The sequence below is a fragment of the Brachybacterium sp. SYSU DS0246 genome (genome assembly GCF_059391765.1).
In genome coordinates this window covers 1-12,215 of sequence record NZ_JBZXYT010000053.1, presented here as the reverse complement: position 1 = coordinate 12,215, position 12,215 = coordinate 1, and the positions used below count along the sequence as shown (strand labels likewise).

Annotated in this window: 9 protein-coding genes and 1 pseudogene; 4 read left to right on the top strand and 6 right to left on the bottom strand. The window is 62.8% G+C overall.

Annotated elements, in window-relative coordinates:
• Nucleotides 1–22 precede the first annotated feature (22 nt).
• Nucleotides 23–790, top strand: a complete 768-nt coding sequence (locus AC5020_RS16650) for an ABC transporter ATP-binding protein (RefSeq protein ID WP_464989104.1) — start codon at nucleotides 23–25, stop codon at nucleotides 788–790.
• Here AC5020_RS16650 and AC5020_RS16645 read toward each other — a convergent pair.
• A pseudogene (locus AC5020_RS16645) lies at nucleotides 779–943 on the bottom strand (ISL3 family transposase); the annotation flags it as partial. The gene AC5020_RS16650 and the pseudogene AC5020_RS16645 overlap by 12 nt on opposite strands.
• Nucleotides 944–1,017: 74 nt before the next feature.
• On the opposite strand from AC5020_RS16645, the gene AC5020_RS16640 reads away from it, so the two are divergent.
• Nucleotides 1,018–2,207, top strand: a protein-coding gene (locus tag AC5020_RS16640) for an IS3 family transposase (RefSeq protein WP_464989103.1) whose coding sequence is annotated in 2 segments (ribosomal slippage) — nucleotides 1,018–1,302 and nucleotides 1,305–2,207 — 1,188 coding nt in all. Because the reading frame shifts where the segments join, the coding sequence is not laid out codon by codon here.
• Between the two features lie 598 nt (nucleotides 2,208–2,805).
• Here AC5020_RS16640 and AC5020_RS16635 read toward each other — a convergent pair.
• The 5 genes from AC5020_RS16635 to AC5020_RS16615 all read right to left on the bottom strand — a co-directional run bounded on the left by AC5020_RS16635 (nucleotide 2,806) and on the right by AC5020_RS16615 (nucleotide 7,525).
• Nucleotides 2,806–3,930, bottom strand: coding sequence for a tyrosine-type recombinase/integrase (locus tag AC5020_RS16635; RefSeq protein WP_464989102.1), 1,125 nt, complete (start codon nucleotides 3,928–3,930; stop codon nucleotides 2,806–2,808).
• Nucleotides 3,927–4,112, bottom strand: a complete 186-nt coding sequence (locus tag AC5020_RS16630) for a helix-turn-helix domain-containing protein (protein ID WP_181869305.1) — start codon at nucleotides 4,110–4,112, stop codon at nucleotides 3,927–3,929. The genes AC5020_RS16635 and AC5020_RS16630 overlap by 4 nt, the downstream gene beginning before the upstream one ends.
• Complete coding sequence (locus AC5020_RS16625) at nucleotides 4,087–5,562, bottom strand: replication initiator (RefSeq protein WP_464989101.1); 1,476 nt, start codon at nucleotides 5,560–5,562, stop codon at nucleotides 4,087–4,089. The genes AC5020_RS16630 and AC5020_RS16625 overlap by 26 nt, the downstream gene beginning before the upstream one ends.
• Nucleotides 5,559–6,998 (bottom strand): FtsK/SpoIIIE domain-containing protein, encoded by a 1,440-nt coding sequence (locus AC5020_RS16620; RefSeq protein WP_464989100.1) that lies wholly within the window; start codon nucleotides 6,996–6,998, stop codon nucleotides 5,559–5,561. Before AC5020_RS16620 ends, AC5020_RS16625 begins: the two co-directional genes overlap by 4 nt.
• Before the next feature lie 107 nt (nucleotides 6,999–7,105).
• Nucleotides 7,106–7,525: a plasmid replication, integration and excision activator gene (locus AC5020_RS16615; RefSeq protein WP_464989099.1), complete on the bottom strand. Its 420-nt coding sequence runs from the start codon at nucleotides 7,523–7,525 to the stop codon at nucleotides 7,106–7,108.
• Nucleotides 7,526–7,624: 99 nt separating this feature from the next.
• Between AC5020_RS16615 and AC5020_RS16610 the strand changes: the two genes are divergently transcribed.
• Both AC5020_RS16610 and AC5020_RS16605 read left to right on the top strand, forming a co-directional pair.
• Nucleotides 7,625–8,371, top strand: coding sequence for a hypothetical protein (locus AC5020_RS16610; RefSeq protein ID WP_464989098.1), 747 nt, complete (start codon nucleotides 7,625–7,627; stop codon nucleotides 8,369–8,371).
• 1,104 nt (nucleotides 8,372–9,475) lie between these two features.
• Entirely contained in the window at nucleotides 9,476–12,022 is a 2,547-nt protein-coding gene (locus AC5020_RS16605) for a tetratricopeptide repeat protein (protein WP_464989097.1), read from the top strand.
• Nucleotides 12,023–12,215: the final 193 nt, after the last annotated feature.

Genomic DNA, 12,215 nt, shown 5'->3' with positions numbered 1-12,215 from the left:
TTCATTTCAGCTTCCGTATGGGATGGCCTATCGGGTGTATTGGGGTCTTGGGAGGAAAAGCGCAGTGGGTGACGATGGATGCCGTGTGGTAGTATCAAGAGTGACACTGTCATTTGGTGATAGTGCTGTTGTGGAAGATTTGAGCTTCGTTGCACGCGGAGGTGAGATTACTGCGCTGTTTGGCCCCTCTGGTTGCGGCAAATCGTCGGTGGTGCGGATGCTTGCCGGGCTATTTCCGATCGCCGCCGGTAATGTGGATTGGTTCTCTATCTCGGGACGAGCTGTGGAGCCGAGAATGGGTGTGATGTTTCAGCATGAGGCGTTGTATCCGTGGCTGAGTGTGGCGAAGAATATTGAGCTTCCGCTTCGCATAGCCGGTATGGAACGGGCTTGGCGGAAGAGGCGTGTGTTGGAGTTACTTGAGATGGTGGGATTAAGGGGCTGGGATGACGCCCGTCCAGCTGAGCTGTCTGGGGGGATGCGCAAGCGGGTGGAACTGTGCCGCGCTCTGGCTTGTGAGCCGAACTTGGTGTTGCTTGATGAGCCCTTTGCGGCACTCGACAGTGTGAGCAAAGCTGCTGCTCATGAGATGCTTGAAGGTTTCCTTAAGTACACCAGTGCAACTGTTATCATGGTTAGCCATGACGCCGCAGAGGTAGCCCGGCTCTGTGACCAGGTATTAGTACTGTCGGCAAGCCCTGGGAGGCTTGAGTCAACGTTTAGCAACGCTGAGTTTGTTCGTGCGGTCGACGTTGGGGACTTTGGCGGCTCGTCGCATTTGAGGGGGTAGCAGGGGGATGAACCCTCCGGTGTGAGGCAGTGAGCGAATGATGTAATGGGTGAGATTGCGGTAGCCCGAAGCGGTGCCGCGGAGGTGCTCGAGGAGGCCGTCGATGGCCTCTGGCGTACCGCGGCTGGTGCTGGAGCGGTCGAAGTAGGCGAGGAAGTGGGACTGCTGCACGGATAGGTGACATCTGATCTGGCTTGCCCGCTGGGCGGCCCGGAAGGATGTGCACCATGCCCGCTCCCTATCCCCAGAAGTTCCGCGACGATGTCGTGCGAGTGGCCCGGTCTCGCGAGGAGGGCGTCACGATCGCGCAGATCGCCAAGGACTTCGGCGTCCACGAGATGACGCTGCAGAAATGGCTGCGCCAAGCCGACATCGAGGACGGCAACCGGCCCGGCAAGACCTGCGAGGAGTCGGCCGAGCTGCGTGATGCCCGTAAGCGGATCCGGCTGTTGGAGCAGGAGAACGAGGTCCTCCGCCGCGCAGCGGCCTACCTGTCCCAGGCGAACCTGCCGTCAAAAGGCTCTACCCGCTCGTGAGCGAGCTCGCCGCCGACAAGATCCGTGTCACGGTGTCCCTGCGGGCGCTGAAGCTCTCCCGCCAGCCCTACTACCGCTGGCGGAAACAACAGGTCACCGAGACCGAGCTGGTCGAGGCCTACCGTGCGAACGCGCTGTTCGACGCGCACCGCGACGACCCCGAGTTCGGGCACAGATGCCTCGCTGGTGAAGCGGCCGAGCGTGGGGAGTCGATGTGTGAGCGGACCGCGTGGAGGACCTGCCGGGACAATCAGTGGTACTCCGCCTTCGGGAAAAAGCGGGGGAAGAAGCGCGAGAGGCCGGGCCCGCCCGTGCACGATGACTTCGTCAAGCGGGACTTCACCGCCGATGACGTCAACGAGCTGTGGCTGACCGACATTCCCCCGCAAGCGGGAGGTGCCCCCTCCGAGCACCCCACCGATGAGGGCAAGCTCTACCTCTGCGCGATCAAGGACGCGTTCTCCGGGAGGATCGTCGGCTACTCGATGGACTCGCGGATGAAAGCCCGCCTCGCAGTGAACGCCCTGGACAGCGCCGTATCGCGACGCGGTGACACAGTGGGATGCATCGTGCATTCCGACCGCGGGTCGCAGTTTCGGGCGCGGAAGTTCGTGCGCGCTCTCAACTGTCATCACCTCATCGGATCGATGGGCCAAGTCGGTGCCGCCGGGGACAACGCGGCCATGGAATCGTTCTTTGCTCTACTGCAGAAGAACGTGCTGAACCGGCGTCGCTGGCGGACCCGCGAGGAGCTCCGGATCGCGATCATCAGCTGGATCGAACGCACCTATCACCGACGCCGCCGGCAGGCCCGCCTGGGCCGATTTACCCCCATAGAATACGAGACCATCATGAACCCGACCGTCACCCTGGCGGCATAACACCGCAACTGTCACCTATCCGTGCAGCAGTCCCACCTACATGGCTCATAGGTCGCAGTCTGCGGAGCGTCCAGCCGGGCTCCCGGGGCCTTACCCGGCGCAGGCAAGTCGACCGGGCTGCCCCTTCTAATCTGCGAGTGGGGTCGGGGCAGCAACTTCGACGGCACTGACCCAGGCGGCGATGCCAAGCGTCGACAGTTCGTACCACCCGTCGATCAGAATCGAGCACTTCGACGTTGCGTCGGGGTCAGGGGAGCCCCGATGGATCAGGTAGCGGTACACCACTGCGCTTTCGCCGCCCTCTGACCGGGATGCGGCAAGAGCTTTCGGGAGGGCGACGTCCAGCTCGTCGTCAGCGTCTAACCACCGCATGCGCCGCTCTTCGTCGTACACCACGGACATGAACTGCGGGTCGGCCGAGGACGTCGAGGGGAAGCGGTCGACCCAGAAGGCTGGATAGGGGAACTCAGTCCAAGGTCCGTGAGCGCGACTCGGGCTCCCGAGGACGTTGGCCTCAGTGGGTTCTGATTGCATCTTCAATTTTTCCGCCTTGGTGTTGACAGCATGGCTCACATGGTGCAATGGGGCCTCTGGGAGGCTACCGGAATAGCGCGTCCATCCGCAGCGCGGACTCGTCCTGGAGGGCCGGGATGACATGCGAGTAGGTGTTCATCGTGACCGCGATGGCGGAGTGCCCCAGCAGTTCCATGACCACCCGCGGGGCGACCCCCTCGGCGAGCAACAGGGAGGCGCAGGTGTGCCGGAGGTCGTGCAGCTTGACCCGGCGCAGCTCCGCCTTCTTCAGGAGCGCCTCGAAGGCGCGGTTCACGTTGCGCGGCTCGATCGGCGTACCGGCCTGGGACGTGAACACGAGCGTCGTCGGGTCCATGGGCAGACCGAGCGAAGCAAGCTTCACTCGCTCGGAGGAGTGGTGACGTCGCAGAGCGTCGATGCAGAAGGACGGAACCACGATCCGACGACGCGAGGTGTCCGTCTTAGGGCTCTTCAAGCGCAGCTCACCCCGAGAGCGCTGAAGGGACTGCACGACCCGCAGACGGCTGCTCTCGAGGTCGACATCGCTCCACCGGAGCCCGAGGGCCTCGCCCCGTCGCAGCCCGAGCCCGATGTAGAGGGTCCACAAGGCTTCCCAGTCGTGCCCCTTTGCCTCCCTCAGGAGCCTCTTCGCCTCCTCAGGGGTCAGCGGCTCGACCTCCCGGTGGGCAGGGCTGGAGACCACGACCAGCTTCGCCACATTCCTAGGGACGAGGTCCTCGCGCATGGCGTGCTGGAGGGCCGAGCGGATGATCGCGTGGATCTGCTTGACCGTGGCCGCGCTCTTGCCCTCCCGAGTCTTCGCCCCGAGGAACTCCCGCAGACCCGACGCGGTCAGTAGACCCAGGGGCTTGGAGCCGAGCGCGGGCACGATGTGGTTCCGGATATAGCCTTCATACGTCTGATAGGTCGCCGGGCTCAGCCGCGGTTCCTGGACGTCGCGCATCCAGGCTTCCAGGAATGCCTTCACGGTGAGACGGCCAGGAGTCGCCGCGATGCCCGAGCGGGACGACTCCTGCATCTTGGCGAGCTTCGCGCTGACCTCTTTGCGAGTCTTCCCGTACGCCGTCTTACGCCGACGAATGCCGTCCGGGGTCAGGACGTACGCCGCACCAGCCCACCGACCGTCCTTGCGCCGGTAGATGCTGCCCTCACCGTTTGCGCGGCTCATGCGACCACAGGGGCCGGTTCGAGGCTCTCGACGTACGCGAGAAGGTCGGCGGCCTTGACCAGGCGGGAGCGACCGAGCTTGACGCTGGGCAGCTCGCCGCAACGCATCAGGTCGTACACCCGTGTCTTCGAGACGCTGAGCCGGTCAGCGACCTCATCAGCGGTGAAGCAGAGCTTTTCCATTGTTCTTTCCTTTCTCATGGATTCGACGGTCGACGCGGCGAGAGTCCTTCCACTCGCGTGCTGCGTCGGCAGCAGAGCGGGCGAGCTCGGCATCGCCGGGGGTTAGCCAGCCCTGGCCGGCGAAGCGGAACTCGTTGATCACGACGGTGTGCTCGGTGTCGTCGCAGGAGTCATCGGTCGCCGTCGGCTCGTCGCGGGTCTCGAGCTGCTCGCGGTCGCGGTGGTACTTGCGCCGCGCATCGCGGAGTGTGCCGAGAGTCGTGGAGAACCGCCGGGACTTGCTCGCGAAGTGACCGCGGAAACCCAGGGCATCAGCCCACTTCCCGAGCAGCGCGTAGGGGCTGGAGAAACCTTCGGCGAGGAGCGCCCGCCCACACAGCTCGAGGCAGGTCTCCCGCAGCCGCTGGAGATGGCGATTCGGTGCGCCCTCCGCTGCGACATCACCAGCCGCCTTAGTGGCGTACTTGGCAAGGTAGGCCGCCACCATCTCGGGGGAGACGTCGCCGCCATCGTCTGTGTGTCGCTGGACGGGGCGAGCGTCGACCTGACGCCCGAAGCAGAGCGCACGAGCGGAGTCATTGCCGTCGACCGGCGCAGCATCGACCTCAACGACCTGCGCGGCTTCGAGACAGCGCTCAGCAAGCCAGGACGCGGTGACATTGATGGCGGGAGCGGGGAAGGGCTCGTCGTCCGTCGGTGCCCCATCGAGCCGGACCAGCGCGTGCAGGTGGATCGCGCCGCGCTTCTGGTACTCGCCGACCTTGGCGAACTGCACGCGGAGGAGATCCCTCGAGGCCCTCTCGCTCATGCCGAGGTGCGTCGCGACGAGACGGCGCAGGCGGATTGTGAACCGACGCCACAGCTCAGGGCAGTGCCACTGCCAGACTGCCTGCCCCTCGTAGTCGTAGCAATCCCGGCACAGAGGCTGACCGACCAGAGCATCATCAGCGGCGTGGTGCTCGGCGCACCGACGAGGGCGACCGTGCTCGCACAGTCCCGGTGCTGCGTTGACGGTGCACGGCCGAGGCTGGGCACCTGGACGAGTCGACGAGTGCACAGCTCCGAACGACGGTGCGGTCAGCGTGAGGAACACCAGCGGGTGAGCGGAGACGCTCTCCGGGACCCCCTTGTCCCCGCCGGAGACACCTGCGGAGAGGAGGTGCCACATATCGCCCTGGTACTCATGCGAGCACGAGGGGCAGCGGGAGGCCCGCCGATTGCCGCAGCGGACGTAGAGAACGCTGTCAGGGAGGTCGCGGCTGTCGAACGTGTGGAGGTGCTGGCCGGACCTGCGATCGAAGGTGCGCGCCTGACCGAAGAGGCGCACCGGGCGGGAGCAGAACCCGGTCGAGGCGGCCTGCTTGGACCAGTCCTCGAAGCCGTCAGAGAGCATCCGTGTCAGCGCGGTGGGGTCCTCGACATCGAGGGCGTAGAGATCGGAGTCGATCACGATGCGGCTCCTTCCGAATCCGACTTGCTCCGAGCGCGAGCCCGCGAGCTACGAGGCTTCTCCGTGGGCTCCGGGACGACGACGGGGATCGTCGACGGGGCCGGGAACCGTTCGGCCGCTGCCGGAATCAGGTCGTCATCGACGAACGCAGCGCGCACGCGGATCGGCTCCGAACCGTCTTCCGGGACCACATAGCCGATCCCCGGAGAGGCGAGCGGGATCTTGTGGCAGAGGGCTCCGGACGCCACCGCGCCGTCCCCGAGGACCATGGAGGTCTCCTCGCGATCACGCAGTCTGAGCCCGACCATTTGGGTGAACAGGCCCCGGTTCGGAATCGTCTCCTTCCGGGGGTCCTGGAGGCAGGCGACCACGGTGTAGCCGACGGCGCGACCCTGGGAGCAGAGCAGCGAAATCGCGGTGCGAGCGCGGCTCTTGAGGTCGCGGTCCTCCATGTACGACGTCAGTGCGGCCACCTCGTCGATCAGCACGACGACCAGCGGTTCATCCGCACTCGCGGTGTGCCGGCGAGTACGACCGGCCATCCGTTCGAGACGAGCGCTCATCGCCTCGACGGCGTCTTCGAGAACCACCACGGCTTCGGCAGGGGTCACGGCATAGCGGGTGAACAGATCCTTGCCCATACCCAGCTCGACGCCGCCCTTGAGGTCGATCCCGTGTACCTGGGCTTCGCCGCGAGTGATGGCGGGAGCGAGGCCGATGGTGACGCCCCAGACGAGCGATGCCTTCCCGGAGCCGGAGGAACCAGCCACGAGGGTGTGTGTGCCCGCGATGCGGAGCCACCAGTCGTCGTCCCTGGTGTCGATGCCCATCCACACCGAGCGGCCATCCCAGGGATCTTCTGTTTCCGGGAGCCCGCGGTAGACGATCTCGGAGAGAGCATCGCCGAACGTGAAGATCAGGGTGGGGGAGAGGTCTCCCGTCACGCGAATGTCCGTGGCGCCTGCCGTCGTGCGGAGGCGGTCCGCGACCTTCTGGAGGTCCTCGACGGTCTGGCCAGTGAGCAGTCCGGGCACGACGGCGAGCTCGTTGCGAGTCCACCTCTTGCTCACGATGGTGGGGCAGACGAGGCGCTTCTGCCCCTCACGATCAGTGCTGGACGACGCGAGCCCGCATTCCTCCATGAGCAGCGGCCATGACTCGAGAAAGTCGAGCCAGACGGACCGGCGCGTCAGCGGGTGGGAGATGGCCCGACAGTACGTATGGGGCTGGAACCGGGCCCAGAGTGCGAAGTACAGCGCGATGGCTCCGACGACCGCGAAGGGCTTCCAACTGTCGAGTACGTCGGCCGCGAGCCAGGTGAACATCGCGACGACGAACCAGAACCGGTGGAACCAGCGCACGTGGCCCCAGAGGCCCGTGAGACTCCACCGCAGCTCGGCGAGGCCGAAGCGGAAGGCGAGGGAGGCGGTGTGCATGGCTCACGCACCCCCGAACGCCAGCTGCCAGCCGAGCGGGATGATCTGCCAGAGCAGGATCCCGATCGCTGCGACGTTGAGCAGACCCATCGCCTTCCGCTCCATGATCACTCCGCCTCGGTGCTCGAGGTGCGAGCGGAAGCCTTCGCCTCGGCGAAGCCCGTGGCCCTCAACGAGTACGCGATCTTCGGGAAGTTCCCGTTCTGGTCGACGTACGGCGTGAGGGTGAGCCCCTCGAAGGCGACGGCGCGGAAGGGGCCAGTGGCCGGCCCCTTGGGCGGCACGGGCTGGTGATCGGAGGAGACCTTCACGGTCACCTCAGCCTGCCCCTTCCGACTCTCGGGGTCCGGATCCAGTACCCGGACCTGCCAGACGCGCTGGCCGGAGACCTTGTCACGGACCTGAGGATCGACCTCACCGGCCCTCTTCCTGTCGAAGTCCTCCGCGGCGGTGACCTCGCCGATCATGTACGCGCCCTGGGGGAACACGTCCTCCATCTGGACGGGGAAACGAGTCTGCACAGCCATGGTTGGCCTCCTTGGGTTGGGATCAACTGCGCAACCAGTAGACACATGACGCGTGACAGATGTCAAGTGACAAGGTGGTCGCGGTCGTATGATGGCGGTATGAGGTACTCGTACACCGCTACCGACGTGCAGGTCGGAGACTCCTTCAGCCTGCCCGAGCCGATCCGCGACCTGGCGGAGAAGCTGAGGTTGCGCACGCTCGAGACGAGCAAAACTGCAAGGGAGGAGCTCGAGTCGGGACAGCGCGACGAGCTGTTCCTCCTGGCGTCGCTCGGCTTTGCGAACGAGTCTGAGGGTGAGGCAAAGGACCTGCGAACTCTGCTGACGGCCTACGCTCACGCCGTTGCGAGCGAGCGGCCCAGTCTTCAGGAAGTTGCAAGCTGGCAACGAGTCACGCCAGGGAACTTGCGGCGCAGATACTCGTCGATCCATGTTGACGCCGTCAGGTCTCTCCTGAGCGAACGAATGTCCTTCGACCTCGTCGAGACTGCCTTCGCGTCAGTAGATGATGAGATGCTCCGCGAACGGAACGACCAGGCGCGGGATGATTACCGCCTGCGTACGGAAATTCGTAGCGCGTTCGCGGCCTTCGTCGATGAGACTGTCGACGTGATGTACGGCGAGGGCTGGCGCGACCGCACGCTGGTCGAATCCCGGTTCGACCCGAACCCGTTACGCGGATACTCCGACATGAGTTTGCTCAGCGTAGAGGGCAGAAGAGCACTGACGGACGTTTCGCCGCCCCTTGTGAAACATGCGCTCTCGCGCCTCAGTGCAGAACACGGTGAGTACTTTGAGTTCGAGAGTCGTGCCATGAAACAAGCGGGCGTTGCCGTGCGCAGCTGACCATTCCCGGTTCGCGCGATGCGACGATCGCCGCATCGTCCAACCGTGCCGTCAAGCGAAATCACCCGGCGAAGGAGCCATCCTCGACCGCAGTGGCAGCACGACGAACGGCGTCGAGGCGGCCTTGCCGGAGGGCGTTCACGGGTGAGTCGTCGTCGAGCAATGGGTTGGCCCCCGTGAACCACATGCGTGCGAGTGCCTCGCCCTCGGCCTCAGAGACCGTGCACCAGGCGGAGTAGGCAGCGCGAAGACGTCGCGCGGCGGAGGGGCTCGGGACTGCTGATCCCGCCACCCACGCACGGGCATGCTGAGGATCCATGGATCCAGCCAGGGCCGACACCAGCGTGGGCCCGAGACGCCCGTTGAGCCTCCTTGTGCACTCTCGGAGTTCGACGCTCGGGTCAGAGGGCTCAGGAATCGAACTCGGCTCCTCGCCGAATCTGGTGAACGCCTTACCTGCCTCAGAGGATCCCACTGATGTGCTCCTTCCAGAGGACCTTGGTCAAGGAGGCTACCGCGAAGGCTCCCGGGCGCGCCGCCGGGCAGAAGCAAGCGCGCGTCATCTGGGGAGAGCACCCTCGCCAGTTATCGCCACGGAGTGGGAAGCGGGCGTGCTGCCCGTGGAGGTTCCCGACACACGAGCCCCGTCAGCTCCGCCCCGCTATCATCGAACGCGTAGCTGCACCATCGCGGTGGTGTCAGAAGTTGACCTCGGGAGTTCCTGCCGGACGACAGGGCCCGAGGCCAGCGCCCGCAAGTCCACTGGCGGTCTCGACGTCGAGTGCTCGCTCGTGAGAACTTTCCCTACTCCTTCAAGGGCGGCTACGCCGCCGCGGCGACGAAGCTGCGTGCGCCCTCAGCTCCTCGCTTCGCTGCGGGCTTCGGTGCTCCTTGTTCGCGCCCAACGCGACCTGCTTGAACCCGGCGTGCGTCAAGGCCATACGCTACTCAAGAACCGACCGGACGCGACTCGGCCCAGTATCCTGGGATCGCAGTGCAAACCTGGCCCCTCTCTCGTCTTGATCACCATGAGTTCAGACGCCAGACCCAGTCCCAAGAACGAAACGTGTCAGTAGTCCAATTCGAAAGGATGGATAGCGGATCATGTTCAACGCAGCCCGTCTAACCTGCTTCGCCCTCATCTCCGCTATCGAGATAGATTCAAGGGCCGCGGTCGCCGAGACTCAGGCTCTGTGTGAGGCACCACTGTCAGACGCAGTGCTTGCGAAGGCGGAAGCGCGGCGTTCAGGTGATCGCATCTCTCCGATCCAAGGTGCGAACTCGCTCATCGAATATCTCGATTACGCCGACACGCACGAATACCTCCTTTCAAAGAAGCAATACCTTTCTGATGACCTTAAGGCTTCTCTTGAAAGCACCGCGAGTCAGCTCGGACTATTCACGCAGACGCGGAACAGGGTTGCACATAATCGCCCGCTCGAGATCGAAGATATGCCTCGAACACTTGATATCTCGCGAGCATTGGTCGCCACAGCCCCAGCTCACTGGCAAGCAACCAAGAGGATGATTGCGCAGATCGCAGAAGACCCGTCCTCGGTCTTGGGGTTGAGGGTAGCACTGCCAAGTGACCCCGTAAACGAACCGTTTCATAACCTTCCGACACCGGATTTCGATGAGACCGGGTTTCTAGGACGAGCGGCCGTACTGAGGAAGCTGAAGCGGTATGTTCTCGGCTCATGGCCTGCAATTTCCATTCTTGGAGATGGTGGCATTGGGAAAAGTGCACTAGCGCTCAAGCTGGCCTACGACCTTTTGGACGAGCCCAAGTCGGAGTTTGAGGCAGTCGTCTGGGTTACGGCCAAGAGCCAGCAGCTTACAGTCAATGAGATTGAAAGAATTAGCAGCGCGATTGAAGATAGTCTGGGGATGTTCTCTGAGGCAGTTCGTCAGCTAGGTGCGGGCGAGGACGACGACCCGATGGAAGCTCTCCTTGAGTACATGTCAGTTTTCAAGGTTCTGTTGATATTAGATAACCTTGAAACCGTCTCTGATGAGCCGCTCAGGGAGTTTCTTAGGGAGATTCCCAGCGGCTCGAAGGTACTTATGACTAGCAGGATTGGCGTGTTCAAGGAGAACGACGTCAAGCTCGACCCTCTGACGAATGGCGAGTCGAAGGCTTTGCTGATGTCGCTCGCGCATGGTCGAAACGTAAAGGTGTTGAAGGACCTCGACGAAGAGGGACGAGTAAAGCTCGTTGAGAAGTTTAAAGGACATCCGCTCTATGTGAAGTGGGTCGTTTCTGGGGTCCAAGCCGGCCGTCGCCCGTCTGACATGGTCGCCACAAGTCAGCTACTCCTGGATTTCTGCATGTCGAACATCTACGAGCAGCTGAGTCCCAGTGCGCACAGGGTTTTGCAGAGCATGCAAGTGCTCCGGGGTGTGCGCTATCAGGGTGAACTTGCATTCATTAGCAATATGTCGGCTTCTGAAATTCAAATGTCTCTTCTGGACCTGATGCGGAGTAACTTCGTCAGCATGACGCACGTTTCGGGCGTCAATAGCGATGCCGGATATGAGATTGGCGAATTCGCGTACGAGTATCTGGCGAAGAGGAATCCGGTTACGAGTCGTGTCCGTGAAGAAGTTCTTGCTAAGCACCTCGAGTTGCTCAACCTGAGTAGCCGTCTACAGCGGGGCAGTGAGCAGCGCGACAAGAAGTTCGATCCACGGACTGTTGCAATTCGCGATCTCCGTAACGCCCCGGCAGCTCGTCAGCTAACCAAAGCCATGCGTGAGACAAAGGCGGGAAAGCTGGAGCAGGCGTTGGCTTCCTGCATCGAAGCGCAGAAGCTGTCGCCCGGATACTCTGAAGCCTGGCGCGTCGAGGGTTATGTTCATTCTCTGCGGCGCGATAATGTCTCGGCTAGGCTTGCTTACGAGCAGGCGGTGGAGCTCTCGGATACTGAAAGTAAGCCTTTGGCGCTCTACCATCTTGCTGCATTTCTCGAGGAGGAAGGCATTGAGATTAAGGTCGCACGCGCTCACTTCGAGGAAGCTGCTCGACTGGATCCTGATAGCTGTGAGATCTATCTTAGGATTGGTAACGCACACTTTAATGAAGGCTCATATGAGTTATCTCTTGGGTCCGCGGCTGCGGCAACGAAGAAGGAGCCCAATCGAGCGCAATGGGGCGAGATTCTTGAACTGCTACTACGCGCTGCGACGTTCGGGGGCGAGTATGAGCTAAATCGCGGCATGGCGTCAGAAGCTCTGGGACTTCTTGAAGGATGTTTTGAGGCTGTTGCTGAATTGCCGGCGAACGTAAGGACTGCTCAGTTCGACGACTGGATTCATCACCTATCTGGACTTTGTGATCGGATTGCAGAGGCGGAAGGATCGGCGGAGTACCTAGGCAGAGTCGCGCAGGGATTGGCGGTGACGTGCCGGTCCTACCTCGTCGCTCCGGCGGTGACAGAGGGGCGAATGACTGGGTTGGTGGAGACATTGCCGGCGGGCAAATCGTATGGGTTCATTAGAGCAGGTCGAGAGTCTTACTTCTTTCATGCGAGCGATCTTCTCGATCGAATGCAATGGCCTCTTCTGCAGTTGGGTAACTTGATTGCTTTCATGCCGACCTATGACCCTAGTCGGAACAAGTTTCGCGGGAGCAATGTGCGTGCGCTCCTCTAGTGAGACCTGAAGCTGCGCGGCGGAGGCGCTGGTTTGCGCACTGTGACGGTTGCACGCTCTGTGTGTTGAACCTGAGTTGGACCTCTTTAGTGTGTCAGTGCATCAAGGATGGTTCGGGCGTCGTCGGTGAGTTCGGGGGTGGCTGTGATCTGCTGGCCGGCGAGGGTGATGGTCACGTCCTGCAGGGGCCGTA

Excerpts from the sequence above, each read along its gene's own strand:
- AC5020_RS16615 (WP_464989099.1), bottom strand. The coding sequence starts at position 7,525 with ATGGCTGTGCAGACTCGTTTCCCCGTCCAGATGGAGGACGTGTTCCCC.
- AC5020_RS16630 (WP_181869305.1), bottom strand. The coding sequence starts at position 4,112 with ATGGAAAAGCTCTGCTTCACCGCTGATGAGGTCGCTGACCGGCTCAGC.
- AC5020_RS16620 (WP_464989100.1), bottom strand. The coding sequence starts at position 6,998 with ATGCACACCGCCTCCCTCGCCTTCCGCTTCGGCCTCGCCGAGCTGCGG.
- AC5020_RS16605 (WP_464989097.1), top strand. The coding sequence starts at position 9,476 with ATGTTCAACGCAGCCCGTCTAACCTGCTTCGCCCTCATCTCCGCTATC.
- AC5020_RS16635 (WP_464989102.1), bottom strand. The coding sequence starts at position 3,930 with ATGAGCCGCGCAAACGGTGAGGGCAGCATCTACCGGCGCAAGGACGGT.
- AC5020_RS16610 (WP_464989098.1), top strand. The coding sequence starts at position 7,625 with ATGAGGTACTCGTACACCGCTACCGACGTGCAGGTCGGAGACTCCTTC.
- AC5020_RS16650 (WP_464989104.1), top strand. The coding sequence starts at position 23 with ATGGCCTATCGGGTGTATTGGGGTCTTGGGAGGAAAAGCGCAGTGGGT.